This is a genomic window from Gordonia sp. 34D (assembly GCF_056682775.1).
Genome location: NZ_CM155293.1, coordinates 1,400,588 through 1,426,167 on the forward strand (window position 1 = coordinate 1,400,588; position 25,580 = coordinate 1,426,167).

At 63.5% G+C, this 25,580-nt stretch carries 29 protein-coding genes; 5 read left to right on the plus strand and 24 right to left on the minus strand.

Annotated elements, in window-relative coordinates:
• Nucleotides 1-22: 22 nt before the first annotated feature.
• The 3 genes from ispG to dxr form a co-directional block, all read right to left on the minus strand.
• Nucleotides 23-1,156, minus strand: a complete 1,134-nt coding sequence (gene ispG, locus AC1L34_RS06480) for a flavodoxin-dependent (E)-4-hydroxy-3-methylbut-2-enyl-diphosphate synthase (protein ID WP_424295276.1) — start codon at nucleotides 1,154-1,156, stop codon at nucleotides 23-25.
• A gap of 179 nt (nucleotides 1,157-1,335) precedes the next feature.
• Nucleotides 1,336-2,544: a M50 family metallopeptidase gene (locus AC1L34_RS06485; protein ID WP_424295270.1), complete on the minus strand. Its 1,209-nt coding sequence runs from the start codon at nucleotides 2,542-2,544 to the stop codon at nucleotides 1,336-1,338.
• Between the two features lie 66 nt (nucleotides 2,545-2,610).
• Nucleotides 2,611-3,777 (minus strand): 1-deoxy-D-xylulose-5-phosphate reductoisomerase, encoded by a 1,167-nt coding sequence (gene dxr / locus AC1L34_RS06490; RefSeq protein ID WP_424295272.1) that lies wholly within the window; start codon nucleotides 3,775-3,777, stop codon nucleotides 2,611-2,613.
• Nucleotides 3,778-3,842: 65 nt separating this feature from the next.
• Here dxr and AC1L34_RS06495 point away from each other — a divergent pair, with 65 nt between their 5' ends.
• Nucleotides 3,843-4,106 (plus strand): DUF2631 domain-containing protein, encoded by a 264-nt coding sequence (locus tag AC1L34_RS06495; RefSeq protein WP_424322876.1) that lies wholly within the window; start codon nucleotides 3,843-3,845, stop codon nucleotides 4,104-4,106.
• A 141-nt stretch (nucleotides 4,107-4,247) separates the two neighbouring features.
• On the opposite strand, the gene rlmN is transcribed toward AC1L34_RS06495, so the two are convergent.
• Complete coding sequence (gene rlmN, locus AC1L34_RS06500; RefSeq protein ID WP_424295404.1) at nucleotides 4,248-5,354, minus strand: dual-specificity RNA methyltransferase RlmN; 1,107 nt, start codon at nucleotides 5,352-5,354, stop codon at nucleotides 4,248-4,250.
• A 31-nt stretch (nucleotides 5,355-5,385) separates the two neighbouring features.
• Here rlmN and AC1L34_RS06505 point away from each other — a divergent pair, with 31 nt between their 5' ends.
• Entirely contained in the window at nucleotides 5,386-5,814 is a 429-nt protein-coding gene (locus AC1L34_RS06505; protein WP_424295406.1) for a LapA family protein, read from the plus strand.
• A gap of 39 nt (nucleotides 5,815-5,853) precedes the next feature.
• Here the strand turns inward: AC1L34_RS06505 and AC1L34_RS06510 are convergent, their stop codons facing one another.
• The 5 genes from AC1L34_RS06510 to rpsB form a co-directional block, all read right to left on the minus strand.
• A complete protein-coding gene (locus AC1L34_RS06510) occupies nucleotides 5,854-6,723 on the minus strand; it encodes a phosphatidate cytidylyltransferase (protein ID WP_424295408.1) in 870 nt (289 codons plus the stop codon).
• Nucleotides 6,720-7,277: a ribosome recycling factor gene (frr, locus tag AC1L34_RS06515; protein ID WP_424295410.1), complete on the minus strand. Its 558-nt coding sequence runs from the start codon at nucleotides 7,275-7,277 to the stop codon at nucleotides 6,720-6,722. Before frr ends, AC1L34_RS06510 begins: the two co-directional genes overlap by 4 nt.
• Nucleotides 7,278-7,323: 46 nt before the next feature.
• Nucleotides 7,324-8,085 carry a UMP kinase gene (gene pyrH, locus AC1L34_RS06520; protein ID WP_424295412.1) on the minus strand — a complete coding sequence of 254 codons (762 nt, stop codon included), beginning with the start codon at nucleotides 8,083-8,085 and terminating at the stop codon, nucleotides 7,324-7,326.
• Nucleotides 8,086-8,220: 135 nt separating this feature from the next.
• Nucleotides 8,221-9,045: a translation elongation factor Ts gene (tsf, locus tag AC1L34_RS06525; protein ID WP_424295414.1), complete on the minus strand. Its 825-nt coding sequence runs from the start codon at nucleotides 9,043-9,045 to the stop codon at nucleotides 8,221-8,223.
• A 117-nt stretch (nucleotides 9,046-9,162) separates the two neighbouring features.
• The gene (gene rpsB / locus AC1L34_RS06530) at nucleotides 9,163-10,011 is read right to left on the minus strand and encodes a 30S ribosomal protein S2 (protein ID WP_424295416.1); all 849 of its coding nucleotides are present in this window, start codon (nucleotides 10,009-10,011) and stop codon (nucleotides 9,163-9,165) included.
• A 275-nt stretch (nucleotides 10,012-10,286) separates the two neighbouring features.
• Here rpsB and AC1L34_RS06535 point away from each other — a divergent pair, with 275 nt between their 5' ends.
• Complete coding sequence (locus AC1L34_RS06535) at nucleotides 10,287-10,838, plus strand: M23 family metallopeptidase (protein ID WP_424295417.1); 552 nt, start codon at nucleotides 10,287-10,289, stop codon at nucleotides 10,836-10,838.
• Here the strand turns inward: AC1L34_RS06535 and AC1L34_RS06540 are convergent.
• A complete protein-coding gene (locus AC1L34_RS06540) occupies nucleotides 10,835-11,743 on the minus strand; it encodes a tyrosine recombinase XerC (protein ID WP_424295419.1) in 909 nt (302 codons plus the stop codon). The genes AC1L34_RS06535 and AC1L34_RS06540 overlap by 4 nt on opposite strands.
• A 106-nt stretch (nucleotides 11,744-11,849) precedes the next feature.
• On the opposite strand from AC1L34_RS06540, the gene AC1L34_RS06545 reads away from it, so the two are divergent.
• The gene (locus AC1L34_RS06545; RefSeq protein WP_424295421.1) at nucleotides 11,850-13,304 is read left to right on the plus strand and encodes an MFS transporter; all 1,455 of its coding nucleotides are present in this window, start codon (nucleotides 11,850-11,852) and stop codon (nucleotides 13,302-13,304) included.
• 143 nt (nucleotides 13,305-13,447) lie between these two features.
• Here AC1L34_RS06545 and AC1L34_RS06550 read toward each other — a convergent pair whose 3' ends face one another.
• From AC1L34_RS06550 to rpsP, 13 genes are all read right to left on the minus strand, one after another.
• Nucleotides 13,448-14,311, minus strand: a complete 864-nt coding sequence (locus AC1L34_RS06550; protein WP_424296489.1) for a siderophore-interacting protein — start codon at nucleotides 14,309-14,311, stop codon at nucleotides 13,448-13,450.
• A gap of 71 nt (nucleotides 14,312-14,382) precedes the next feature.
• Nucleotides 14,383-15,507: a DNA-processing protein DprA gene (gene dprA / locus AC1L34_RS06555; RefSeq protein WP_424296496.1), complete on the minus strand. Its 1,125-nt coding sequence runs from the start codon at nucleotides 15,505-15,507 to the stop codon at nucleotides 14,383-14,385.
• A gap of 17 nt (nucleotides 15,508-15,524) precedes the next feature.
• Entirely contained in the window at nucleotides 15,525-17,015 is a 1,491-nt protein-coding gene (locus AC1L34_RS06560; RefSeq protein WP_480035197.1) for a YifB family Mg chelatase-like AAA ATPase, read from the minus strand.
• Between the two features lie 31 nt (nucleotides 17,016-17,046).
• Nucleotides 17,047-17,448 carry a YraN family protein gene (locus AC1L34_RS06565; protein WP_424296490.1) on the minus strand — a complete coding sequence of 134 codons (402 nt, stop codon included), beginning with the start codon at nucleotides 17,446-17,448 and terminating at the stop codon, nucleotides 17,047-17,049.
• Nucleotides 17,449-17,717: 269 nt separating this feature from the next.
• Nucleotides 17,718-18,029: a DUF2469 domain-containing protein gene (locus AC1L34_RS06570; protein ID WP_347954436.1), complete on the minus strand. Its 312-nt coding sequence runs from the start codon at nucleotides 18,027-18,029 to the stop codon at nucleotides 17,718-17,720.
• The gene (locus tag AC1L34_RS06575) at nucleotides 18,029-18,706 is read right to left on the minus strand and encodes a ribonuclease HII (protein WP_424296492.1); all 678 of its coding nucleotides are present in this window, start codon (nucleotides 18,704-18,706) and stop codon (nucleotides 18,029-18,031) included. Before AC1L34_RS06575 ends, AC1L34_RS06570 begins: the two co-directional genes overlap by 1 nt.
• A gap of 3 nt (nucleotides 18,707-18,709) precedes the next feature.
• A complete protein-coding gene (gene lepB, locus AC1L34_RS06580) occupies nucleotides 18,710-19,534 on the minus strand; it encodes a signal peptidase I (RefSeq protein ID WP_424296494.1) in 825 nt (274 codons plus the stop codon).
• 132 nt (nucleotides 19,535-19,666) lie between these two features.
• On the minus strand, nucleotides 19,667-20,008 hold the full coding sequence (gene rplS / locus AC1L34_RS06585; protein ID WP_424322880.1) for a 50S ribosomal protein L19: 342 nt from the start codon (nucleotides 20,006-20,008) through the stop codon (nucleotides 19,667-19,669).
• Between the two features lie 168 nt (nucleotides 20,009-20,176).
• Nucleotides 20,177-21,448, minus strand: coding sequence for a hypothetical protein (locus tag AC1L34_RS06590; protein WP_480035198.1), 1,272 nt, complete (start codon nucleotides 21,446-21,448; stop codon nucleotides 20,177-20,179).
• Nucleotides 21,449-21,510: 62 nt separating this feature from the next.
• Nucleotides 21,511-22,191: a tRNA (guanosine(37)-N1)-methyltransferase TrmD gene (gene trmD / locus AC1L34_RS06595; protein ID WP_424296352.1), complete on the minus strand. Its 681-nt coding sequence runs from the start codon at nucleotides 22,189-22,191 to the stop codon at nucleotides 21,511-21,513.
• 1 nt (nucleotide 22,192) lies between these two features.
• On the minus strand, nucleotides 22,193-22,720 hold the full coding sequence (rimM, locus tag AC1L34_RS06600) for a ribosome maturation factor RimM (RefSeq protein WP_424322882.1): 528 nt from the start codon (nucleotides 22,718-22,720) through the stop codon (nucleotides 22,193-22,195).
• A 23-nt stretch (nucleotides 22,721-22,743) separates the two neighbouring features.
• A complete protein-coding gene (locus AC1L34_RS06605) occupies nucleotides 22,744-22,986 on the minus strand; it encodes an RNA-binding protein (RefSeq protein ID WP_424296355.1) in 243 nt (80 codons plus the stop codon).
• Nucleotides 22,983-23,450 (minus strand): 30S ribosomal protein S16, encoded by a 468-nt coding sequence (gene rpsP, locus AC1L34_RS06610; RefSeq protein WP_424296356.1) that lies wholly within the window; start codon nucleotides 23,448-23,450, stop codon nucleotides 22,983-22,985. The genes AC1L34_RS06605 and rpsP overlap by 4 nt, the downstream gene beginning before the upstream one ends.
• A 274-nt stretch (nucleotides 23,451-23,724) precedes the next feature.
• On the opposite strand from rpsP, the gene AC1L34_RS06615 reads away from it, so the two are divergent.
• A complete protein-coding gene (locus AC1L34_RS06615) occupies nucleotides 23,725-24,381 on the plus strand; it encodes a hypothetical protein (RefSeq protein WP_424296358.1) in 657 nt (218 codons plus the stop codon).
• Between the two features lie 8 nt (nucleotides 24,382-24,389).
• Here the strand turns inward: AC1L34_RS06615 and AC1L34_RS06620 are convergent, their stop codons facing one another.
• Nucleotides 24,390-25,463, minus strand: a complete 1,074-nt coding sequence (locus tag AC1L34_RS06620) for an amidohydrolase family protein (protein WP_424296359.1) — start codon at nucleotides 25,461-25,463, stop codon at nucleotides 24,390-24,392.
• Nucleotides 25,464-25,580 lie beyond the last annotated feature (117 nt).

A 25,580-nucleotide genomic window follows, 5' to 3' on the forward strand; every position in this document is an offset into this window, starting at 1 on the left:
TTGCTGTCAATCCAGCGAGTAACTAACCCACCGTTACGACGGGATTGCCGCCGCTACCAGTCTCCCCTGATTCCTCGGCGATACGCAGCGCTTCGGCAATCAGAGTTTCAACGATTTGCGCCTCGGGCACGGTCTTAATGACTTCACCCTTGACGAAGATCTGTCCCTTGCCGTTGCCAGAGGCAACACCGAGGTCCGCTTCGCGAGCTTCGCCCGGTCCGTTGACGACGCAGCCCATGACTGCCACGCGCAACGGCACATCGAGGCCTTCCAACCCGGCGGTGACTTCGTTAGCCAGTTTGTAGACGTCCACTTGGGCGCGGCCGCAAGACGGGCACGACACGATCTCCAGTTTCCGTGGGCGCAGATTGAGCGACTGCAGAATGGCATCGCCCACCTTGATCTCTTCGACCGGCGGTGCCGAAAGGGACACGCGGATCGTGTCGCCAATGCCTTCACCGAGAAGCGCGCCGAATGCCACGGCCGATTTGATGGTGCCTTGGAACGACGGCCCCGCCTCGGTGACGCCGAGGTGCAGCGGGTAGTCACACTGGGCGGCGAGCTGACGGTAGGCCTCGACCATGATGACTGGGTCGTTGTGCTTCACGGAGATCTTGATGTCGCCGAAGCCGTGTTCCTCAAACAGGCCAGCTTCCCACAGTGCTGACTCAACGAGCGCCTCGGGAGTGGCCTTGCCGTATTTCTTCATCAGCCGCTGATCGAGCGATCCGGCGTTGACGCCGATCCGAATCGGGATACCAGCGTCGCCTGCCGCCTTGGCGACCTCTTTCACGCGGCCGTCGAATTCTTTAATATTGCCCGGGTTGACGCGCACTGCGGCACAGCCGGCGTCGATAGCCGCAAAAATGTACTTCGGCTGGAAGTGAATGTCCGCGATGACGGGCAACTGCGATTTCTTGGCGATTGCGGCGAGTGCGTCGGCATCCTCTTGGCGCGGGCAGGCTACGCGAACGATGTCGCACCCGGCGGCCGTGAGCTGCGCAATCTGCTGCAGCGTCGCGTTTACATCGTGAGTCTTAGTGGTACACATCGACTGCACCGACACCGGGAAGTCGCTACCGACGCCAACCTTGCCGACATGGATCTGCCGCGTCTGACGCCGCGGGGCCAGCACAGGCGGTGGCCCGGCGGGCATACCGAGTCCTACCGCAATCGGACCGGAACCATTAGACCCAGCAGTTGTCGACACAGACATCACTCCTCATATTCGCTATCAACAGTACCGGCGGACCCCGCAGTCAGCACCGTAGAGGTGGTGGGAGCCTCATCACGGGCGGCGACCGTTTTGGTTACGCCGTGAAATCGCCCTTCGAGCTAGAAGACCTTGATCGGATTCACCACGTCGGCGGTCAGCGTTAGCAGCATGAAGCCGCCCATCACGACAACCACCACGTATGTGACGGGCAACAGTTTGTAATAGTCGATTGGGCCAGCCGGAATGAGACCGCGCCAGCGTCGGAAGATGTTGCGAACCTTCTCGTAGAGCGCGATTGCCATGTGCCCGCCGTCGAGTGGCAGGAGCGGAACCAAGTTGAAGAGGCCGAGGAAGAAGTTCACGCTCATCAGCAGGCCCAGGAACACATCCCACAGGCCGCGTTCGACAGCCTGCCCGCCGAGCACCGACGCACCCACCACACTCACTGGGCTGTCGGCGGCACGCTGACCTCCGGTCACTGCGTCCCAGAGGCCGGAAATTTTAGATGGGAGGGCCACAAGGGCCTTGAACGTCTCGGCAAAGATGTCGCCGGTGAAGCTGAGCGCACCGCCACAGATGGTGACCGCGTTGTATTCGTTGGTGTACTTCGTGTCGAGCCCGACGCCGATGGCCCCGACTTCCGCAGCGTGCGGTTCCTCACCGTCTTTCGCGACCATCCGCTGCACCTGAGTGACGGGCACGGTGAGGTCGAGTTGCTCGTCCCCGCGCTTCACCGTCAAGACAACACTGTCGTGAGCCTTCTGTACGTCTTGAATTAGTTCCGACGGGCCGGCGACGGTCGCACCGTCAACGGCCAGAATCTGATCGCCGATCTGCAATCCCGAGCCCGCAGCAGGCGCAGGTCCGGTGCACTCGACTGGCTTGCCCTGCGCATCTGTCGTGAGGGCCACGCACTCCATGGATTTGGCGTACACCGGCAGGTTTCCGATGATTGGCAGTCCCCAGCCGAGTCCGAGGATCAACACGAGCACGAATCCGAGAATGAAGTTCTGCATTGGCCCGGCGATCAGCACCACCAGGCGCTTCCAGGTGGGCTGCGCGTACATGGCGCGAGCGCGTTCGTCTTCGGTCAGTTCCTCGTGCGGCGTCATCCCGGCGATGTCGCAGAATCCGCCCAGCGGCAGGGCTTTTACGCCATATTCGGTTTCACCGCGTTTGGTTGACCAGAGGGTGGGCCCGAAGCCGACAAAGTAGCGCCGGACCTTCATCCCCGTCGCCTGCGCCGCCCACATGTGGCCGAGCTCGTGCCAGGCGATAGAGATCAATAGGGCCAACGCAAACAGTGCGACGCCGAGCACCAAGCTCACTAACTCTCTCCCTCAAACAGGTCAGCCCAAAACCGGGCAACCCAAAATAGGTCAACCCAAATTAGGTCAACGCAGCGCCACCAACTCAGCGGCACACGACCGCGCCCAGCTGTCGGCCGCAAGAACTTCATCGACATTACCTGGACGAGTGGTCCATTGATCGGCCCGAGCAAGCACATCACCGATGATCCCAACGATGTCTGGGAATGCGACGGCGCCGTCGAAGAAGGCTTGGGCGGCGACTTCGTTGGCGGCGTTGAAGACGGCGGTAAGGCTTCCGCCAGCGGTCCCCGCCTGGCGGGCCAGGTTGATTGCCGGAAACACCTCATTGTCGACGGGCTCAAAGGTCCACGCCGACGCCGTTGTCCAATCGAGTGGCGTCGACGAGTTCGGGACACGGTCCGGCCAGCCCAGGGCCAGCGCAATCGGCAATTTCATCGACGGCGGTGAGGCTTTGGCGATGGTGGCGCCGTCGACGAAGGTCACCATTGAGTGCACGATCGATTGGGGATGAACCGTCACATCGATACGGTCGTAGGGCACGTCGAACAGCAGGTGCGCCTCGATCACTTCGAGTGCCTTATTGACCAGGGTTGCCGAGTTGAGGGTAATCATCGGACCCATCGACCATGTCGGATGCTTCCCCGCCTGCTCTGGCGTGACATTGGCCACCTGCTCGGCCGTCCATCCTCTGAATGGTCCACCCGAAGCCGTCAGCACCAGTCGGTCCACCTCGGCGGCCGTCCCCCCGCGCAAGCATTGGGCAATCGCCGAATGCTCGGAATCGACGGGCACTATCTGTCCGGGAGCAGCGGCGTCGAGCACCAGGGCTCCCCCGGCAACAAGTGATTCCTTGTTGGCCAAGGCCAATCTCGCGCCAGATTTCAGGGCGGCCAGGCTCGGTCCCAGCCCGATGGACCCCACCACACCGTTGAGAACGACGTCGGCGGCAACTGACTCAATCAACGCCACCATTGCGTCGGGACCCGACAGCACCGGACGTCCGAGTCGGTCGCTCAAGACCGCGGCCGCGACCGGATCGGCGACGGCGACCTGCGACGCTGGCAGTCGTGCATGGCGGACTTGCTGTTCCAGCAAGTCCAGGTTGCCGCCTCCGGCGCCGAGCCCCACAACCTCAAAGAGGTCGGGATGCTCAGCCACCACTTCGAGGGCTTGAGTACCGATGGATCCCGTGGATCCCAAAATCAACACACGCGTCGTCACACCAACCATTGTCGCGCACGAGCGTCAGGTTATGCTGTAGGCCGGACTACTACCGGTCGTCATAAGGAGTGAACGTGGCAAGCACTGAGGTCGAAACCATCGATACCGGATGGGTTCGCGAGCCCGCTGACGCGCCGTCAGCACGATTCGGCTGGCACGGCGTCGCACGCAAGTCGATTGCTATCGCATCGTTCGTGACCGCCCTGATTCTCCTTGCCATGCTCAAGGGCAATCATGAAGGACACGTCGAAGACATTTACTTGATCATCATCGCCGTCTTCCTGATCGGCTACACCGTCTACTCGATGATCCCGCGCAAGGGTGTCTGGAAGCGCTAGCACCACCGCAACAAACGAAAAAGACCCGAACGCCACGTCGTTCGGGTCTTTTTGTTGTCGAGCTCGATACCCGAGCTTGCCGACTGCCCTTGCATCCCTGCGCTCATGCACAGGGCGAGCGATCTCCCGCAGGAGTAGCTTCTACTTTTCTTCGGCCGCGAGCTGCCCGCAGGCGGCGGCGATCTCCTGGCCGCGGGTGTCGCGCACGGTGCACGAGACTCCTTGCTCGCGAACTCGGCGCACAAACTCGGCCTCGACGGGCTTGGGGCTGGCGTCCCATTGCGAGCCCGGCGTCGGGTTCAGCGGAATCAAATTGACGTGCACCAGCGAACCCAGCGCCTTGCGCAGCTTTTTGCCCAACAGGTCCGCACGCCACGGCTGATCGTTCACATCGCGGATTAACGCGTACTCAATTGAGACGCGACGGCCCGTCGTATCGGCGTAATAGCGTGCCGCCTCGAGAACCTCCGACACCGACCACCGGTTGTTGACTGGGACCAGGGTGTCGCGAAGCTCATCGTCCGGGGTGTGCAGCGACACGGCGAGGGTCACCTGCAGACCTTCATCGGCGAGCCTGCGGATCGCCGGAGCCAAACCGACGGTCGACACGGTCACCGAGCGTGCGGAGATACCGAAACCCTCTGGCGCGGGCGAAGTAATTTTCCGAACGGCGTCGACCACTCGCTTGTAGTTGGCGAGCGGCTCCCCCATTCCCATGAACACAATGTTCGACAGTCGTCCCGGCTCACCGAACTCGCCGTCGCGCAACGCTCGCGCCGCCGAGCGAACCTGGTCGACAATCTCCGCGGTCGACAGGTTGCGGTCCAAACCGCCCTGACCCGTCGCGCAGAAGGGGCATGCCATGCCGCAGCCAGCTTGTGAGGAGATACACAGGGTGTTGCGTCCCGGGTAGCGCATCAGAACCGATTCGAGCAGGGTGCCGTCGTGCAGACGCCACAGCGTTTTCCGAGTCTCGTTATCGTCCGCCGCGACATGCCGTACGGGCGTCATCAGTGTCGGGAACAACTTCTCGGCGACCGCCTCGCGCTTGTTGGCGGGGAGATCGGTCATTTCCTCAACGTCGGCATTGAGTCGACCAAAATACTGCTTGGCCAGCTGATTTGCCCGGAACTTTGGCAAGCCGAGCTCTTCGACGACGGCGACTCGCCCCGCCGCGTCGAGATCGGCGAAGTGCTTGGGCGGCATACCGCGTTTAGGCGCGTCAAAAACCAAAGGCAGAGAACTCACGTAAGCCAGTGTCTCATGTAATCATGGGCAGATGACGACACAAGATCCGAGCAACGGTCAGCACCCAGTTGGACCGGACGACAATGCGGACTCCGCGAATTACCCGCCGGCGGCTGCGCAGCCGGATGCCCCGACCTTCGACGACGCCATTACACATGCGGTCGCTGGCGAACGCGATCGCATCAAGCAGGTCACCAAAAAGGCTTCGCATACCCGAGCGGGCTTCATGTACGTCGGTTGGATTGTGGGCGTCGTCGCCCTGATTTTGCTGCTGGTGTTTATCGTTGCAAATCAGGACAGCGTTGCCGTCAATTTCTTATTCGGCACCGTGGAACTCCCCGTCGGCGTGACGGTCCTCGTCGCCGCAATCATCGGTGCGCTTATTACCGGCGCCCTCGGTGCCGCCCGGATCATTCAACTCAACCGGGCACTGAAGAAGGCCAGCAGCCATACCGACTAACTGTCGCTGACGAAATAGTGTGCCCCGGGCGGTGCTGGCCTACAGAAGTAGCGCCAGCACCGCCCAGGTTACGAAAGCTGAGGGCAACAGCGAGTCCAACCGGTCCATGATTCCACCGTGGCCAGGCAGCAAAGTACCCATATCTTTGATTCCGAGGTCGCGTTTGATCTGCGACTCGATGAGGTCGCCGCTGGTGGCCACCAGGACCAGCAACGGGCCCAAGACAAAGCCGATCCACCAGTGCGGGGTGTCGAGCAGCCACAACGAGCAAGCAACGGCACCGAGGGTGCCGACCAGCAGCGAACCGCCGAGGCCTTCCCACGACTTCTTGGGACTAATCGCTGGCGCCATCGGATGCTTGCCGAACAGCACACCGGCCGCATAACCACCCACGTCGGAACAGACCACGACCAGCACGAGGGTGAAGACCCGATACGCGCCCTGGTCTTCACGGACCAGGTAGGTACCGAAGGTAGCGAGCACCGGTAGCCACGCCAGCACGAGCGTCGAGACCGACAGATCGCGCAGGTAGTTCACCGGCGCAGCCGACAATCCTTGTGCGAAGAGCTTCCACACCATCATCACCAGGATCGTCGCCGCCATCGCAACAAACGACCCGGCCAACCCGTATGGCCACGACAGCCACATAATGGCCTGCCCGCCAACAAGGAGTGGAATCACCGGGACCGCAAAACCGCCGTCACGCAGACGCTTGGTGACTTCCCACGTCGCAATGGCGATCGCCACGGTGACAACGGCGTACCAAGCGTCGGGCACCAGCAGCAAGACGGCAATCAGGAAACCGCCAAGCGCAACACCCACCCCGATGGCTGCGGGCAGATTACGACCCGCCTTCGACGGTGCCGCCGCGGGGCTCGGCGTCGAAGACTGTCCCGGTGAACTCGTCATACTTCCAGCAGCTCGGCTTCTTTATTCTTCACCAATTCGTCGACCGACTCGGTGTACGTGTGGGTCGTCTTATCGAGATCCTTCTCGGCGCGGACAACCTCGTCTTCGCCTGCGTCGCCGTCCTTCTGGATGCGCTTGAGTTCATCGACCGCCTTGCGGCGAATGTTTCGGATGGCGACCTTAGCGTCTTCGCCCTTGCCGCGTGCCTGCTTACCGAGTTGCTTGCGCCGTTCCTCAGTGAGCTGGGGAATCGACACGCGAATCACGTTGCCGTCGTCCGTCGGGTTGACGCCGAGGTCCGAGTTGCGGATTGCGGTCTCAATGTCGCGCATGAGGGAGGCCTCGTACGGCTTGATGATGATCATTCGCGGCTCCGGAGCATTGATGCTCGCGACCTGCGTGATCGGGGTCAATGCACCGTAATACTCGACAACGATCTTGTTGAACATTGTCGGGTTGGCGCGCCCGGTGCGGATGGAGGCCATGTCGTCACGCAGGTGCGCAACGGCCTTCTCCATCTTCTCTTCAGCGTCGAGCAGAGCTTCGTCAATCATGAGACGTCGGTGTCCTTTGCTTATGAAGTGGGAGTTAGGTCGGGGGTCAGACGGTCCGGACGAGGGTGCCGATCTGCTCACCGGCGACGGCACGTGCGATGTTTCCACTCTCAAGGAGGTTGAACACCAACATCGGCATCTTATTGTCCATACAGAGGCTGAACGCGGTAGCGTCGGCGACCTTCAGCTCCTGTTCGATTACTTCGCGGTGGGTAATCTCGCGGAACAGCTTCGCATCCGGATTGGTGCGGGGGTCGTCCGAGTAGACTCCGTCGACAGCTTTCGCCATCAGCACCACTTCGGCCTTGATTTCCAGGGCGCGCTGAGCGGCCGTGGTATCGGTCGAGAAGTAGGGCATGCCCATGCCCGCGCCGAAGATCACGACGCGGCCCTTCTCCAGGTGCCGGACGGCGCGCAACGGCAGGTAGGGCTCAGCGACCTGTCCCATGGTGATGGCCGTCTGAACTCGCGTGGTGATCCCACGCTTCTCCAGGAAGTCTTGCAGGGCAAGGCAATTCATCACGGTGCCGAGCATGCCCATGTAATCCGATCGAGCTCGGTCGAGGCCGCGCTGCTGCAATTCGGCACCGCGGAAGAAGTTTCCGCCACCGATCACAATGCCCACCTGCACGCCGGAGGAAACTACCTCGGCAATCTGATCGGCCACGGCACCAACAACGTCGGGGTCAAGGCCAACCGAGCCGCCACCGAACATTTCGCCGCCGAGCTTCAGCATGACGCGGGTATAGCCGGTTCGGCCTCCGGATGCCGTTTCGCCCGGGTTTACGGTCGACTGCGATTCGCTCATCTCTTCCTTCAATCGAGTATCGGGCACAAACTCTCTCCATCTTAAGGTGCGAACGTGCCCCCACATGCACTCCGGCCCCGGACTCGCCCCCAACGGGGCGATTCCGGGGCCGGAAGCGGTAATTAAGTCCTCAGATCAGGACTGGCCAACCTCGAAGCGGGTGAACGCAACGACGGTCGCGCCGGCCTCGTCCAAGATGGCCTTAACGGTCTTCTTGGAGTCGGTGACCGACGGCTGATCGACGAGGACGACGTCCTTGAAGAAGCCGGTGAGGCGACCTTCCACGATCTTCGGCAGAGCCTGCTCCGGCTTGCCTTCAGCCTTCGCGGTCTCCTCGGCGACGTGGCGCTCCGACTCGACAACCTCGGCCGGAACCTCGTCGCGGCTGGCGTACTTGGCGCGCAGCGCGGCAACCTGCATGGCAGCTCCGCGAGCAGCCTCAGCGGCAGCATCGGAATCACCGGTGTACGAGACCAGGACGCCAACGGCGGGCGGCAGGTCCGATGCACGCTTGTGCAAGTAGATGGCCGTGGGGCCGTCGTACGAGACAACGCGGTTCAGGACCAGCTTCTCGCCGATCTTCGCCGACAGTGCCTCGACAGCGTCGCCGACAGTGCCGTCGCCGAGCTTGGCTGCCAGCAGCGACTCGACGTCGTTGGCGCGGATCTCCACAGCGGCACCGAGGACATCGTCGGCCAGCTTCTGGAACTCTTCGTTCTTGGCGACGAAGTCAGTCTCGCTGTTGAGCTCGATCATGACGCCGTCGCGCGCAGCGACGAGGCCTTCGGCGGTGGAACGCGCAGCACGCTTGCCCACGTCCTTGGCGCCCTTGATGCGCAGTTCCTCAACGGCCTTGTCGAAGTCGCCGTCGTTGTTCGCGAGGGCGTTCTTGCAGTCGAGCATGCCCGAGCCGGTCAGTTCGCGCAGACGCTTCACGTCCGCAGCGGTGTAGTTCGCCATATGGCGACCCTCCTTTGTGGTTTTGGATCGAGAGACAAGATTCTCCGGCGAGGTAATTACCCCGCCGGAGAATGGGCTCTAGCCCGTTCTTGTTGCCCGAAAGTTATTCTGCGGCAATTACTCTGCGGCCGGGGCCTCAGCAGCGGGAGCCTCAGCAGCCGCAGCCTCGGTTGCGGCAGCTGCCTCAGCGGGTGCCGGCTGCGAAAGCAGTTCCTGCTCCCACTCAGCCAAAGGCTCGCCTTCGCCAGCTTCCGGCTTTGCGTCGCCGCTAGCCTTGCCCGCACGCGCCTGAACGCCCTCGGCAACAGCCGTGGCGATGACGCGAGTCAACAGTGCGGCGCTACGGATAGCGTCGTCGTTTGCCGGGATCGGGTAATCGACAACGTCGGGGTCGCAGTTGGTATCCAGGATCGCGATGACCGGGATGTTCAGCTTGCGTGCCTCACCGACAGCGATGTGCTCCTTGTTGGTGTCGACAACCCACACGGCCGAAGGAATCTTGGCCATGTCGCGGATGCCGCCCAGGGTGCGCTGCAGCTTGTTCTTCTCACGCGTGAGCATGAGGATTTCCTTCTTGGTACGACCCTCGAAGCCACCGGTCTGCTCCATGGCCTCCAGCTCCTTCATCCGCTGAAGGCGCTTGTGGACGGTCTGGAAGTTGGTGAGCATGCCGCCGAGCCAACGCTGGTTGACGTAGGGCATACCGACGCGGGTCGCCTCAGCGGCGATCGATTCCTGTGCCTGCTTCTTGGTGCCGACGAACAGGATGGTGCCGCCGTGAGCGACAGTCTCTTTGACGAACTCGAAGGCGCGGTCAATGAAGCCCAGCGTCTGCTGCAGGTCAATGATGTAGATGCCGTTGCGGTCGGTGAAGATGAAACGCTTCATCTTCGGGTTCCAACGGCGGGTCTGATGCCCGAAGTGTGCGCCGCTATCAAGCAGCTGCTTCATGGTTACGACAGCCATGAATGTGTCCTCTCTCGCAGTTGTCGCCGGAGCTCAGTTTGAGTCCCAGCCCTGGCACCCACCACCGCATAACGACCCCGGAAATTGGTTCCGGGACTGCTCGTTCTGCTGCTCAAACGCGGGTGCGCGAAGTCACCCGGGACATACCCAGGTGCGTCGGCCAGACTACTCCGAATCGCAAGGCCCAGCCAAATCGTCGCTCGACAGACGTTTGCGCTGGTCGCTGCCGCGACACGCCCATGGATCCAAACGCGGTTCGCGTGCGTCTAATTAGTATGACGCGCCCATCTCATTCCCCGCCCGCACTCCGACTCGCCGCAGTGATGGTGGTGGCGCTCATCTGCGGGGCGTGGTCGACCTTCGCGGTGAGCGCAGCAACAGCCCGACCCCACTACGACTGGCCGCTACAGCCGCGTCCACCGGTCACTCGCGGATTCGATCCACCGGCACAGCGGTGGCAAGCCGGGCACCGTGGCGTCGACCTCGGCACCACGAGCGATTCCGCGGTCCTTGCCGCACGCGCAGGCACGGTGACCTTTGCCGGACCCGTCGCTGGCCGTCCCACGATCTCTGTCCTGCACGCCGATGGGATCACTACCACCTATGAACCCGTTCAACCGACCGTCCGGCGCGGCGACCATGTCCAAACCGGGCAGGTGCTGGGGTACTTGCAGTCTGGCCACGCTGGCTGTCGTGCTGCGACGTGCCTGCACTGGGGTGCTCGACGCGGCACCGGCCGGCAAGCGACATACGTCAATCCCCTGGGGCTGCTGGGATTACTACGCGTGCGCCTCAAGCCCGTCGTCTCACTCGCCAACGTCCACTAGGCGCGCGGGTGGGCTTGCCGGTGCACAGCGCGGAGTCGTTCCACGCTCACATGCGTGTAGAGCTGAGTGGTGGCGAGGGACGAGTGTCCGAGGAGTTCTTGCACCACGCGAAGGTCGGCCCCACCTTCCAACAGGTGCGTCGCGGCACTGTGACGCAGGGCGTGTGGGCCCACCGACTGCCCGGCCCGCTCGGTGGCCCGATGCACCACTGTCCGCGCCATCCGCTGATCGAGCCTGCCGCCCTTGACTCCTAACAGCAGGGCCTCCCCCGACGCCGCAGTCGCCAGAGCCGGCCGACCGTGCGCCAGCCAGCGGTCGAGGGCGTTGCCCGCTGGGACGCCGTACGGGACTGCCCGCTGCTTATCGCCCTTACCGATCACTCGCAGCACCCGCCGATCGGCTTCGATATCGGACAGGTTGAGACCGCACAGCTCCCCGACCCGAATACCGCTGGCATAAAGCAATTCCATAATGAGGTGATCGCGGAGTGCGACTGGGTCGTCGGATGCTGGACGATCACCATCGTCCGACGCGGTCAGCGGTGCGGTAATGGCCACCGCTGCCTCGTCGGGAGCCAAAACGGCAGGCAGGACCCGATGTGCTTTTGGCGCCTGCAATCGCTGCGATGGATCGGTGGCAAGGATGTGTGAGCGCACCGCCCACGCACAGAAGGTCTTCGCAGACGAGACCTGGCGAGCGATTGTCGTGCGGGCAGCACCGCGTCGTGCGTGCTCGGCGAGCCAAGCACGCAGGAGTGCCAGGTCAATGTCTTCGACGGCCACTCCGCGCGCACCGGCAAATGAGATAAGACCGCGAACGTCACCCGTGTACGCGCGAACCGTGTGCTTGCTGTGCCCCATTTCGAAGCTCAGGTGGTCGGCGAACGCCGCAAGCACATCGGTCATAACCGAACCGTACCCCGCCCCGGACTCGCCAGTAGGGATTGAGCCAGCGACAATGCACCTATCCACTAATTCTGTAGTTATCCGTCTTTGGACGCCTCGATGGGAAGTGTTCCCCCTGACCGACCTCACTAAGTCCGCGACACCGGGCAACGACCGCCTGGCCGTTGCCGTTTTGTGTGCGGCGGGCATCGTCGTTTCGTTGATGCAGACCATCATCGTGCCGCTGATCCCCGACCTCCCAAAACTGCTCCATACCTCGCCGACCAACGCGACGTGGGCCCTCACCATCACCTTGCTGATGGGTGCGGTCGTCACACCCATTTCAGGTCGCCTCGGCGACATGATCGGCAAACGACGCATGCTGCTCGCCTGCCTGAGCGCCGTGGCCATCGGTTCGGTGGTGTGCGCGGTGTCGTCGTCGTTGGTGCCGTTCCTGATTGGACGAGGCCTGCAGGGCATGGGAATCGGGACCGTGGCGCTCGGGATCAGCCTGATCCGGGACATCGTGCCCGCCGAACGCCTCGAATCCTCGATCGGTGCCATGAGCGCCTCGCTCGGTGTCGGTGGATCGCTGGGCCTTCCGTTCGCCGCCGTCATCGCGCAGAACGTCAGTTGGCACGCCCTATTCTGGGTGTGCATGCTGGTGGCGGTCGTGGTGGCCATCGCGGTGTACATCGTCGTCCCGGCTGGCGATATTGCGACGGGCGGACGATTCGACTTGGTCGGAGCCATCGGCTTGAGCGTGTTCATGGTGTGCATTTTGTTGGCGCTGTCGAAGGGCGCCGAGTGGGGCTGGGGTAGCCCGGTCACCATCGGTCTTTTCGCCGGTTTCGTGGTCTCGGCATTTCTCTGGTGGCGGTTCGAAAAACGTCACCCCAATGCGCTGATCGACTTGAAGGTCAACGCCAGCAGGCCGATCATGCTGACGAACACCGCTTCGATTGCGGCGGGTTTTGTGTTTTATGCGATGCAGATGATGCCGATTCAGATCCTGATGGCCCCCGAGGCTGCGCCGACCGGCGTCGGGTTGCCGATGGTTCAGGCCGCGTTGGTGCTCATGCCCGGCGGCTTGGTGATGTTTGCGTTCTCCTACGTGAGCGCCTGGTTGACACGGCGTCACGGGGCGCGGATTTCGTTGGGAATCGGCAGCCTGGTGATTGCTATCGGGTATGTGGGCTTCTTGGTAATGCTGCTCGGCCCATGGCCACCAACTTGGATTTGGCTGATCCTCATCAACGCCGTAGTCGGTGCCGGTTTGGGGATCGCCTACTCGGCGATGCCGTCGCTGATCATGGAATGGGTCCCGGTGACGCAGACCGGCGAAGCCAATGGCGTCAACTCCACGATGCGGTCGATCGGTACCTCGCTGGCGACGGCCGTCGTCGGCATGATCCTGGCGGCGTCGTACGCCGTGTACAACAGTCCTTCCGGACCGGTCCCCATTCCGACTGCGAGCGCCTACATTTGGGCCTGCGTCCTGTCCCTCGCCGTATGCTTCGTCGCGGCAATCGCCGCCTTCGCCGTCCCCCGCAGCACCCTTCGCGTCGAATCCGTGGTCTGACCTTCCCTCACGCCCCGCTGCCGCCCTTGCCCGTTCTCGCATGATGCGTTGATTCCCGCACTACGTCTGACGTAGTGCGGGAATCAACGCATCATGCGAGAACAGGGAGGGGAGGTTGCTGGGGCACCGAACGACGGAGCGGATTAAGCGTCCGCAGCGGCCTTGCGCTCTTCGGCCTTCCACTGACGGAAGCCCTCTTCGGTACGACCGCGGCGCCAGTAACCGGAGATCGACGCGGCGCGTTTGGCGCTGACACCTCGTTCCTTGCGGACATAGCTGCGCAGATTCTTCATGACAGCCTGAGCCTCGCCGTGAATGAAGACGTGCGGTTCACCGTCGAGCCATTCCGCAGCGCGGACAGCCGCGATTACCGGAGCGTTGTCCCCCGCCCTGCTCTCGGGTGCCTCCGACGGCCCGGCCCCACGATGCACCCACGTAATTTCCGCACCGACCGGCGCAGTCAGTTCCAGTTCGTCCTCGGGCCCCGCGACCTCGATAAAGACCTTGGCGATCGCGTCCTCCGGCAGGGATTCCAACGCGGCCGACAGCGCGGGGAGGCCCGCCTCGTCGGACACCAATAGGTGCCACGGCGCGCCGGGATCCGGGCGGTAACCGCTACCGGGGCCGCGGAACGTGATCCGCTCGCCAGGTTGCACGCGGCGCGCCCACGGCCCGGCAATCCCCTCGTCGCCATGCACGACGAAGTCGACCGCAAGTTCCCGCGCCGCAGCGTCGTAGCGACGCACCGTGTAGGTACGCAGAACAGGTTGCTGTTCGGGCGGCAAGGTATCGCGGATAACGTCAAGATCAATGGGCTGGGGGTACACGGTGCCGTCCTGCGCGAACACGAACTTCACGTACATGTCGGTGTCGGGGCGTTCAGGGGTGCCGTCGCCTCCGACCGGGAGGAAATCGTCGAAGCCGTCGCCGCCGAACCAGACGCGCACCATGTGCGGGGTCAGTTTCTCGGTCCGCAGCACCGTCATTGTGTTCAGTCGCTTCGCCACACTCGCTCCTCAGTTAGCCACCATTACCCCACTTAGGCGAGCCTAACAGTTTGTGCGAATCGGGGCCCGCATCACCGTGCCAGCCCCCAGGTCCCATCGGATCCATCCACCAAACCAGCGAAGTCGAGAGCGGCGAGAGCCCGGAGCGCGTCTTGAGTACGGACGCCACTGACGAACGCAATCTCATCCACTGACAGGCCACCGCGGGCGGGCAGCGCCTCCAAAATGCGCAGTTGGTCGGGCAGCAAACCATCGGTTCGTCGAGATGGTGCCGCAGGTCGCACGTCGTGCCCGTCAGGTGCCGCCAGGGCAATCACCGCGGCGGCGTCGGCGACCAGCGTCGCATCGCCGTCCGCGATCATCGCGTTGGTCCCGACCGACGTCGCGCTCGTGACCGCGCCAGGCACTGCCCCCAGCGGCCGCCCAATCCGTTTGGCCCACGCTGCCGTATTCGCCGCCCCGGACCGCCGACCTGCCTCCACGACGACCACCGCCGACGACAATGCTGCCACCAACCGATTCCTCGTGAGGAAGCGATGCTTGGCGGCCGTCGTGCCTGGCGGATACTCGGTCACGACCAGCCCGCGTTGAGCGATCTCACGCAGCAACTGCGCATGCCCAGACGGATAGTCGCGGTCGATTCCGCACGCGAGCACAGCGGCGGTCGTGCCGGAGGCAGCCAGTGCGCTGCGGTGCGCCGATCCGTCGATGCCGTACGCCCCACCAGAGACGACGGCCCACCCGCTGGCGCACAGATCCGCCGCCAGCAGTCCGGCCACGTAGTCGCCGTACGACGACGCCGCCCGCGATCCCACCAAGGCCACCGATCGTTCCGAAATGTCCGCGAACGACTCCGGTCCACGCACCCACAGCGCTAACGGGGCTCCCCCGCGCGCGGCAGTGTCTGCTTGGTCGAGGCCTAAGACCTGCCAGGCTGGCCAGTCAGCGTCGTCGCGGGTCAGCAGCCGGGCACCGAGTCGATCGCATGTTTCTAAATCACGTGCAGCGGTGTCAACGGCCGCGCGTGCTTCAGTGGCCACCAACACCGATTGATAGTGCGGCGGCACAGTTCGGGTCCGCACCGCCTTGGCCGCCTCGACCGACCCGACTTCCTCGACCAACGCGACCAGCGGCGCACATGGCGGTTCAGCTACTGCCGCGAGATAGGCCCACGCTCGACGCTCCCGATCCGTCATACCTGTCCCCGTCGTTGTCACAGTTGTCCTCCCCGATCTCGGTACATCAGGGCCGACACCACGTCGTCGGCCTCTGGTTGGTCGGCCCCGCGCAAGTCGGCGATGGTCCACGCCACCCGCAGGGCCCGATCGGCACCGCGCGCAGTGATGCGTCCGTGGCGCAATGCTTGCTCGACCGGAGCGAGCGCGGCTAGCGGCGGCCGATAGCGTTGTCGCAGAGCACTTCCCGGCACTTCGGCGTTGGTGAGCCACTGGTCGGAAGACCATCGCTCACGCGCTGCCGACCGAGCCTGCGCGACGCGGGCGGCCATCACCGCACTCGACTCGCCCGCCTCGGTCATCAGGGCGCTGTTGGCTGGCGGTTCCATCCGGACTCGCAAATCGATGCGGTCCATCAACGGTCCCGATAATCGCCCCAGGTAGCGGCGGCGTTGCACCGAGGTGCACACGCAGTCGACGTCGTGGGCGGGGGCGCACGGGCACGGGTTCGCCGCCAGAATTAGTTGGAACCGAGCCGGGTAAACGGCGGTTCCGTCCCTCCGCGAGATCCGCACGAGACCTTCTTCCAGCGGCTGTCGTAGGGAGTCCAAAACTTTCGGTCCCATTTCCGCGCACTCGTCGAGGAAAAGGACGCCTCGGTGCGCACGCGATACCGACCCCGGTCGTGCCATTCCGGTGCCGCCACCGAGAAGTGCAGTCATACCAGCGCTGTGGTGTGGTGCGACGAACGGCGGCGCGGTGATCAGCGGGTGATGTTCGGGCAGGGTGCCTGCGATGGAATGGATTGCGGTGACCTCGAGCGACTCCTCTTGGCCGAGCGGCGGCAGGATTCCGGGTAGTCGACTGGCGAGCATGGTCTTCCCGATCCCTGGAGGACCGGTCATTAGCAAGTGGTGCGCCCCGGCCGCCGCGATTTCGAGGGCCTGTCGCGCCGCGGCCTGGCCGGCGACGTCGGCCATGTCCGGGACCACGGCCGCTGGCGGTGCTACCGGTTCACCGTCGACAGTATCGAGTACAACGTCGCCGGACATCCACCGCACGACATCGGAAAGCGTTTGCGCACCACCGACATCGAGCCCAGAAACCAGCGTCGCTTCGGCAACATTGGCAAGCGGCACGACCGCCCGCTCAAAACCGGCGTCACGGGCAGCAAGCAAGAGTGGGAGCACCCCGCGCACCGGTCGCAGCCGACCGTCGAGGGCGAGTTCTCCGAGCATGACGGTGCCATCGAGCCGGGACGTCGAGGCTTGTTTCGCGGCGATCAGAACGGCCACGGCGAGGGGCAGGTCGAATCCCGGCCCCTGCTTTGGCAGGCTGGCGGGCGCGAGTGCAATCGTCACCTTGGTTTCGGGGAATTTCAGTTCACTGTTGGTGATGGCGGCACGCACCCGGTCTTTGCCTTCGCGGAGGGCGCCGTCGACACTTCCGGTGATCGTGACGCCCGGAAGTCCCGAGCTGATGTTCGCCTGGATTTCGATGATGTCGGCGGCAAAGGCATTGAGCCCCACTGAATGCACCCTCCCGAGCCCGGTCACGGCGCTACTCGGTGATGCCGACGTGATGCCACCACGTCGCCTGCTCGAGGTCTTCGGGATCTTGAATGTCGAGCAGGATAGAGATGACGTCGAACCTCACGACCTCCCAGAACCGGTCTTGCTGCGCGAGCCATTGCCGGGCCAGCAACCGCATTCGACGCAACTTTTGTGGAGTCACCGCGGCGAGCGGATCGGTGTAGGTACGACTCGCTCTCGTCTTCACTTCGACGATTACCAGGGTGTCGCCGTCGGCGGCGATTAGGTCAAGTTCACCGTTCCGCGTGCGCCAGTTGCGTTCCAGAATCTGCCAGCCGAGCTTCTCGACGTAGTTGGCGGCGAGGTCTTCCCCGACTTGACCGATGAGCCGTCGACGATCAGTGCGCTGGCGTGCATTTTCTTCCCCCATGCACGCAAGCATGCGCAGGCGTTCCGACAGAAACTATCGCGACCGCCGCAGTCACCGGCGATTGGGTACAACGAGAAAATCATCAACAGATTTACCTGGGAGGACGGCGATGACGACGCTTCACTACCGCCAATCGACACCGGATGCCACGCCGCCGCGTCGCAGGTCCGAATGGGACAGTGTCGACAACGGGCGGCGCTTGAAATCATCAAGATGAGCAATGGGGCCACCGTAGTGACCCTGGTTCGCTCGAATTACCGAATTTCCGGTCACGGTTCGTCGGGTAGACGGAGCTCGGAGCGCTCCAATTCCTCGATGTTGACGTCCTTGAACGTCACGACGCGCACCTGCTTCACGAAGCGGGCAGGCCGATACATGTCCCACACCCAGGCGTCGGTCATGTGGATTTCAAAGTACACTTCGCCGTCCGAATTGCGCGGAACCAGGTTGACGCCGTTGGCGAGATAGAAGCGTCGCTCGGTCTCCACCACATAGGTGAATTGTCCGACGATGTCCTTGTACTCGCGGTACAGAGACAGCTCCATCTCGGCTTCGTACTTTTCGAGATCTTCAGCGCTCATCAGGCCAGCCTATCGCGGACGTTCCGGTACGAGCGACGGTGCTCCGGCGACGGACCGTGCTCGTCGAGTCGGGACATGTGAAGCGCGGTGCTGTACCCCTTGTGAACTGCAAAATCGTAGCCGGGCAGGGTCTCATCGAGGGCCACCATCATGCGGTCGCGGGTTACCTTCGCCAGGATCGACGCGGCAGCGATGCAGGCGGCGTTGGCATCACCCCCGATTACCGGCAACGACGGCGCAGGGATGCCCGGCACATGGAAGCCGTCCGACAACACGTATCCGGGCCGCACCGACAGCCCAGCGACAGCGCGTCGCATACCTTCGATGTTGGCCACGTGCACGCCAATGCGGTCGACTTCAGCGGCGGGAATCGCGACCACGTGCCAGCTCACCGCATGTTTGACGACGGCGTCGTACAACTTGTCGCGGGTCGCGTGACTGAGCTTCTTTGAATCGTTGAGTTCGGCGAGCGATTTCAACTGTGAATTCGACAGCACGCACGCGGCGACCACGAGCGGGCCCGCGCAAGCACCACGTCCGGCTTCGTCGACGCCAGCGACCGGGCCGAGACCCTGCCGGGCGAGCGTGAACTCCAGGGTTCGCAGTCCGGCCGCTTTACGGACCGGGGATCGCGGCGGCCAGCGTGAGGCACCACTTGTCGACGGGGAAACACTCATCGGTCAGCCCTGCGGGTTAACCGAGCCCACGCCCCCGATCCGGGAGAACGGGTAAATGATAGTCCGAACCTTGCCACGAATGTCGGAGACCGGGACGGTGCCCTGGTATTCGTCCTCCATGTGGGCACGGGAGTCAGCCGAATTACTGCGGTTGTCGCCCATCACCCAAACGTTGCCCTGCGGCACGGTGATCGGACCGAAATCAGCGCCGTAGCACGTGCCCTTCCCAAGAACGCCGTCCGAGGACTGATAGGTCTCCGCCTGCAACTGTTTGTCGATGTAGGGCTCATTCAGCGACTTACCGTTCACCGTGACGCCCTTGCCATTGGCTTCCTTGCACTCAACGGTTTGCCCGCCGGTCGCAATCACACGCTTGACGAGGTTGTTCTCGTTCGGCGGCGCCAACGCGAAAACCGAGAGGACGTCCTGCACCTTGTGCATCACGGGGTTCGACGATCGCGGCGAGCTCCAACCTTCGTCCCACGACGAGGTCGGGGCCTTAAATACGACGACATCGCCGGGCTTCGGGTCACCGAACCGGTAAACCATCTTGTCGATGACGATGCGGTCGTTGGTGCAGCCAACGCATCCGTGCAATGTCGGTTCCATCGATTCCGACGGCACGACGTACTGGCGGAAGAAGAATTGGGTGAAGATGAACATCAGGGCCAGGACGATGGCGACGATGATCGCGATCTCGCGCCCCCAGTGGCTTTTGCCCTCGCCGTCGTCCGTATCGCTGTCAGCATCCCTGATGCTGAACGAGGGGGTGTCGTCGTCCGGTTCACCGCTTGAGTGCGATTGGTAGTCCCCGCTAGTGTCATCCACGTTGAATAGCCTAGCGATCGCCACCCGCGTCTGGTTATCGCACCCGCTGAGTTTGTGTGCACATGGCAAAAGCCCCGCACCTCGACCGAAGTCGGGATGCGGGGCTTTCGGAAAAGTACGGCGCCTAAGCGATCAGCGCTTTTCCTTGATCTTGGCAGCCTTGCCACGCAGGTCGCGCAGGTAGTACAGCTTGGCGCGACGGACGTCACCGCGGGTCAGGACGTCGATCTTCGCGATGTTGGGGCTGTGAACCGGGAAGGTACGCTCCACGCCAACGCCGAACGACACCTTGCGGACGGTGAAGGTCTCGCCGATGCCGCCGCCCTGACGACGGATCACGACGCCCTTGAAGACCTGCACGCGCTCCTTCGAGCCCTCAATGACCTTGACGTGCACGTCGAGCGTGTCGCCGGGGCCGAACTCAGGAATGTCGTCGCGCAGGGACGCCTTGTCGAGGAAGTCCAGGGTATTCATAATTCTCGTCCAATCTAGGGCGGGGACAGAGGAACCTGGCGGCCTCCCGCAAGCGGTAAGGTTCGACCGGTTCGTGCCCGTTGCATAGGTCTGTGCGCTGCACTCTCCAGACACAAGTATCCGGGCCGTTATTTCACGGGGCAGGCAACCTGAAACATTCTGCCACCTCTACAGGGTCAGGTCCAATTCCTGATCATCGTCGTCATCATCACGGTCGGCGTCGAGATCGTCGAAGTTGTCGTGATCGGCCCCATCGTCATCCCGAATGTCAGCTTCGCGAACACCGATCGCACTAATAACCGGTGGTCCGACAAACGGCTGTGGCCCTAGGACCAATATCCCCTCGGTGGTCGATCGCAGGTAGTCGGCCGGTCGATGAACACGTTGATCATCGCTGCGGCGCGAGGTCGGACCGTACGGTCCGCTCGAGGCGCGACTCCCGGCCTGATTGGCCCCGGCCCCTGCCGTCGCATTGGCCGGGTTGGCGGCCGAAGGCACTCCACCGGCCCCCGTCGACGTCGACCCGGTCCTCACTTCTGCCACCGGTGCCACCGGCCGTCCGAGCAACGACGACGCAGGCACCGGCGTTGGTCTGTTTACCGCCAGAGCACCGGGCATACGCGGGTTGACCACGGGCGCGATAGCAGTCGGAGACGACGTCGCTGGTGGTCCGGTTGGTCCACCGGGTCCCGCCGGCCCGGGATTGCTGGGACCGCCCGGACCAAGATTCGGCGTTGGCCCCGCGCTTGGCGATTCGGCCTGACTCCCGTTTCCGGGGCCGGATGGCCCGCCCGCGGGTCCAGACAATCCGTGGTCGGCGTTCCCCAACCCAGCCGGACCGGCAGCGCCATCACCGGATCCCAGTCCGTCCGTCGGCATCTCCGCAACGGGCCCGGCGGGACCCCCGCTGTTGGGCACGGCACCCGTGGCATCTGCACCGACCCCCGATAAGCCGCCACCAAAGGTTTGCGGCCCGGCACCCGACGTCATCAAGGTATTCGCGGTCGACGACATAGGCGGGTTGTAGACCTTCTCTAGTTCAAGGCCAACACCCATCCCCACCCCCTGCCGTATCCCTTCCGACGACGGAGCCAGAAGTTGCAGCGCCATCAGCCGCGGCATGTACGCGACGGCCGCGGTCAGTACGCCGGAGGCGGTCGTCAATGATTGGTGCCCCGTCCGCAACCGGTCTGCCACCGACCCAACCTGTGCGGCCAAGGCATGCGCCGATTCTCGACTGGCGTCGGCCGCAACACCGGTCACGTCGCCCGCCCCAACCCATGCACCGTCGGCGAATGCGGCCTTCAGTTTGTCGCCGATGGCAGTGGCTTCGTCGACGATGCGGGAAATTTCCGCTGCATCGGCGGCCGCTGCGCCCGGTTCCATCGAATTGAGGCGAGCCATGAGCTCACCGATTCCCACGATCCACGAGGTCCCCATGGTGGTTAGACGCACGCAATCGGCGTTCGGTTCCACGACACGCCGAGGAACCTGGTCGCCGACTATTCCGGAAGGAGGTCTGGCCGGCGTTCCCGGGTGCGTTCCATCCCTTGCTCGCGACGCCAGGCGGCTATCTTCGCGTGATCCCCCGATAACAAAATTGGCGGCACTTCCAGATCGCGCCACAGCTTTGGTCGCGTGTAACTCGGACCTTCCAGAATGCCGTCGGAGAACGAATCTTCTTGGTGCGACTGAGGATTACCCAGCACACCGGGCATAAGCCGAGTGGTGGCCTCGACCATCGCGAGCACCGCCACCTCCCCGCCGATGAGCACGAAGTCGCCGAGTGAAACTTCCTCCACCCGCACGCGGCGCGCGGCGTCGTCGAAGACTCGCTGATCAATACCTTCGTAACGTCCGCAGGCGAACACCAGGTGCTTTTCCGAACTCCACCGCTGGGCGGTTGCCTGTGTGAACGGCACGCCGGCCGGGGTCGGGACCACCAGCAACGCATCGTCGGGGCAAACCTCGTCGAGCGCCTCGCCCCACACTTGCGGTTTCATGACCATTCCGGGTCCGCCGCCGTACGGCGTGTCGTCAACGCTGCGGTGCACGTCGTGGGCCCAATTGCGGAGGTCGTGGACACCCACCTCAACGAGACCGGCGTCAATTGCTTTACCCAGCAACGCCTCGCGCATCGGTGCCAGGTACTCGGGGAAAATCGTGACGACGTCGACCCGCACGTCAGTCCTCGATCGGATCGATCAGGCCTTCCGGCGGATCAATCTCGATTCCCTCGCGGGTCACCGTCGGCACAATCTCGCGCACAAACGGAATCAACACGTCACGGCCGTCGGGCGTCTTCACCGACAGCAATTCCCCTCCGGGAAGGTGCAGTACTTCCTTCACCGTGCCAACCGCTTCACCGTCGACGGTGCTGACGGGCAGGCCTTCGAGTTCATGGTCGTAGAACTCGTCCGGGTCATCACCGGAATCGACGTCGGCTGCGTCGATGAGGAACAGGGTTCCGCGGAGCTGGTCAGCTTGATCGCGGCCCTGGATATCTTTGAGCGACAGCAACAGCCGCCCGGCATGCATCCGGGCGGCTGCTACTACGTATTGCTTTTCCCCGCCGCCCGCGTTGCGCGGGGCACGACCACGGAGGGTCGTGCCGACCGCGAAACGGGTTGCGGGGTCGTCCGTGCGGACGTCGACGACGAGTTCACCGCGGACACCGTGCGTCTTGGCCACACGACCGATCACCAGATCCATCAGTTATGAATTCCTGGCTTCAATCAGCGATCGGTGTCGACAATGTCGACGCGCATGCCGCGGCCACCGATACCGGCGACCAGGGTGCGCAGCGCGGTGGCGGTACGACCATTACGGCCGATCACCTTGCCGAGATCGTCAGGATTGACGTGAACCTCGACCATCCGACCGCGACGGCCGGTGATCAGGTCGACGCGAACGTCGTCTGGGTTGGAGACGATTCCGCGAACGAGATGTTCGACGGCGTCAGCGACGATTGCGCTCACGCGTCGGCCTTGGCGTCACCGGCTTCTTCGGCTGCAGCCTCGGTGGCCTCAGCTTCAGCGGCCTTTTCTTCCTTCTTGGCAGCCTTCTTCTTCGCGGTGGTTGCGGCAACCGAGGGCTCGTTCTCGGCGGCGGCGAGCGCAGCGTTGAACAGGTCCTGCTTGGAGGTCTTGGGCTCTGCGACGCGCAGGGTGCCTTCGGCGCCCGGCAGGCCCTTGAACTTCTGCCAGTCACCGGTGATCTTGAGGATGGCGGCGACGGGCTCGGTCGGCTGCGCGCCGACGCTGAGCCAGTACTGTGCGCGCTCGGAATCGATCTCGATGAGCGACGGCTCTTCCTTCGGCTGGTACTTGCCGATGGTTTCGATGACGCGGCCGTTGCGGCGGGTGCGGGCGTCGGCAACCACAACGCGGTACTGCGGGTTGCGGATCTTGCCGAGGCGGACGAGCTTGATCTTGACAGCCATGCGGGCTCTCCTTGTGTGTCACAGCGCAATTCAGCGACCCGCCGATTGGCGACGAGTCCGGTTTTGCGATCTCTTCAGGGGTGACCGCCGGTCGGCCTTGGCCGGTTCCGGCGAACCAGCGTTTCATTCTGCCAGAGCAGTGGGCCTGCACCCAAACCGCGTGCCGCCCCAGCCACCACCGAATATCGGTCCTGGGCGCTGCACCCGGTAGCGTGTCACCGAGATCGACGCCACGACGAGTTGTCGACCAGACCTCCGGAGACCTGAGAAGCCCATGCTGCATGCCTTGTCGCTCGCCTTCGTCGACTCGGTCAATGTGTTGCTGATCGGGGTGCTGGTGGCCCTCGCCATGATGTCTGCTTCCGGCATGTATCGCCGGATCGCCCCGCTGCTGCTGATCGGCGACTGGCTGGGCGTGTTGGTCCTCGCCTTCATTGTGCTGCTCGTTTTTGACGGCCTGCAGTCACTCGTCGACGCGGTCCTTGCGTCGCCGGTATTTGGCATCCTGCTGATCCTCACCGGTTTGTTGACCGCGTTCTTGACCGTCCAAGGTGGCGATTCGTCGGCGCTGGTCGACAAAATCTTGAGCCCTCTGCGCCGACCGTCGGCCCTCACCGTCCTGGTCGGGTTCGTCCTTGGGTTAATCCAGTCGGCGACGTCTGTGCCGTTCTATGCGGGCCTCGCGATTCTCTCGGCGGCGGACATCCCCGTCACCGAGAGGTACTTGGGCCTCATTCTTTACGCCACCGCAGCCCTGAGTTTGCCGTTTCTGGCTGGCTTAGCCTTGGTGGTGGTTCGCGCCCGCCCGCACTCCTGGATTGGCCGCGTTTTTGCCGCGGGACGTCGCAACCAGGCCGCCGTCGCCCGTGGCGCGGGCTGGCTGGTCACCGCCCTACTCGTTGCGATTGGCGTACTTCAGATCGTGGGCTAGATCCCAACTCAAGCGATCTTGACGCCACCGCAGAACACGTGAATGGGCCGACGCAGGGTCGACAAGTCCTGAGCCGGATCGGCATCGAGGACGAGGAAGTCCGCGCGGGCACCGTGTTCGATGCCCGACTCCCCCAACCATGCTCGCGGCGCGGTCGACGCTGCAGTCAGTGATTCCAACGGCGAGAAACCAATGCCAACCAGCGCTTCCACTTCGTCAACGATGCGGCCGTGGCCAATGAAGCCGCCGGCGTCGGTACCCGCGAAAATCCGGACGCCCGCCTCTCGAGCCTTCGCGAAGACATCTCCGCGACCCGCGTACAGCGCGCGCATATTGGCCTGGTATTTCGGAAAACGATCGGCACCATCGGCGATGTTTGGGAAGTTCTCGAGCTGAATCAGCGTCGGCACCAGCGCAATATCTCGGCGCACCATCTCGTCGATCAAATTCTCGTCGAGTCCGGTGCCGTGCTCGATCGAGTCGAAGCCGGCTCCGACAATATCGGGCAGCGCATCGGCCCCGAAGACGTGCGCGGTGATTCGCGCGCCGTTCTCATGCGCCGCAACAACCGCCGCGTCCAACTGCGCGCGCGTCCACAGCGGCGCGAGGTCGCCGACCTCGCGGTCAATCCAGTCGCCAACCAACTTCACCCAGCCGTCGCCTTCGCGGGCTTGCCGTGCGACTTCCTCGGCCAGGGTGTCTGGGTCTTCGAGTTCAATGCCGTAGTCGCGCAGGTACCGCTTCGGGCGGGCAATGTGCTTTCCGGCGCGGATGAACCGCGGACCTGCCGGATCATCGTCGAGCGGACGTGTGTCGAGTGGTGATCCCACCTCGCGGATCAGCAGTGCTCCGGCACGTGCATCCTCGGTCGCGAAGCCGCGGGCCCGCTCGATGGTGACGCCGAGTCCCGGCGCGATACCGACGTGATTGTGAGCGTCGACCAGTCCCGGAATGATCGCGGCACCCTCGACGCGCTCTGCACCGGCGACGGGCTCGGTGGAGATCACGCCGTCGGCCACCCAGAAATGGAGTCTTTCGCCGGTGAACGGGTCAGTGCCGGTCAATTCCAACGCTGCAGACACAGGTCTCACACCTCTCTAACGACCGCGGCGTCCCCGTGAGGACCCACCGAGGACTATTTGTCCTCGGCTACCTCTCACGGGGACGCCACCGGTTGTACTCGACTACTACTGCTGTAC

Bases quoted from the DNA above. Each gene is read 5' to 3' on its own strand.
- AC1L34_RS06535 (WP_424295417.1), top strand. From the start codon at position 10,287: ATGACGCGCCCATCTCATTCCCCGCCCGCACTCCGACTCGCCGCAGTG.
- AC1L34_RS06565 (WP_424296490.1), bottom strand. From the start codon at position 17,448: ATGGGGGAAGAAAATGCACGCCAGCGCACTGATCGTCGACGGCTCATC.
- rpsB (WP_424295416.1), bottom strand. From the start codon at position 10,011: ATGGCTGTCGTAACCATGAAGCAGCTGCTTGATAGCGGCGCACACTTC.
- AC1L34_RS06505 (WP_424295406.1), top strand. From the start codon at position 5,386: ATGACGACACAAGATCCGAGCAACGGTCAGCACCCAGTTGGACCGGAC.
- AC1L34_RS06510 (WP_424295408.1), bottom strand. From the start codon at position 6,723: ATGACGAGTTCACCGGGACAGTCTTCGACGCCGAGCCCCGCGGCGGCA.
- AC1L34_RS06575 (WP_424296492.1), bottom strand. From the start codon at position 18,706: ATGAGTGTTTCCCCGTCGACAAGTGGTGCCTCACGCTGGCCGCCGCGA.
- rplS (WP_424322880.1), bottom strand. From the start codon at position 20,008: ATGAATACCCTGGACTTCCTCGACAAGGCGTCCCTGCGCGACGACATT.
- AC1L34_RS06570 (WP_347954436.1), bottom strand. From the start codon at position 18,029: ATGAGCGCTGAAGATCTCGAAAAGTACGAAGCCGAGATGGAGCTGTCT.
- frr (WP_424295410.1), bottom strand. From the start codon at position 7,277: ATGATTGACGAAGCTCTGCTCGACGCTGAAGAGAAGATGGAGAAGGCC.
- dprA (WP_424296496.1), bottom strand. From the start codon at position 15,507: ATGACGGATCGGGAGCGTCGAGCGTGGGCCTATCTCGCGGCAGTAGCT.
- AC1L34_RS06590 (WP_480035198.1), bottom strand. From the start codon at position 21,448: ATGGGGACCTCGTGGATCGTGGGAATCGGTGAGCTCATGGCTCGCCTC.
- rimM (WP_424322882.1), bottom strand. From the start codon at position 22,720: ATGGATCTGGTGATCGGTCGTGTGGCCAAGACGCACGGTGTCCGCGGT.
- AC1L34_RS06615 (WP_424296358.1), top strand. From the start codon at position 23,725: ATGCTGCATGCCTTGTCGCTCGCCTTCGTCGACTCGGTCAATGTGTTG.
- rpsP (WP_424296356.1), bottom strand. From the start codon at position 23,450: ATGGCTGTCAAGATCAAGCTCGTCCGCCTCGGCAAGATCCGCAACCCG.
- dxr (WP_424295272.1), bottom strand. From the start codon at position 3,777: ATGGTTGGTGTGACGACGCGTGTGTTGATTTTGGGATCCACGGGATCC.
- tsf (WP_424295414.1), bottom strand. From the start codon at position 9,045: ATGGCGAACTACACCGCTGCGGACGTGAAGCGTCTGCGCGAACTGACC.
- ispG (WP_424295276.1), bottom strand. From the start codon at position 1,156: ATGCCCGCCGGGCCACCGCCTGTGCTGGCCCCGCGGCGTCAGACGCGG.
- AC1L34_RS06540 (WP_424295419.1), bottom strand. From the start codon at position 11,743: ATGACCGATGTGCTTGCGGCGTTCGCCGACCACCTGAGCTTCGAAATG.
- pyrH (WP_424295412.1), bottom strand. From the start codon at position 8,085: ATGAGCGAATCGCAGTCGACCGTAAACCCGGGCGAAACGGCATCCGGA.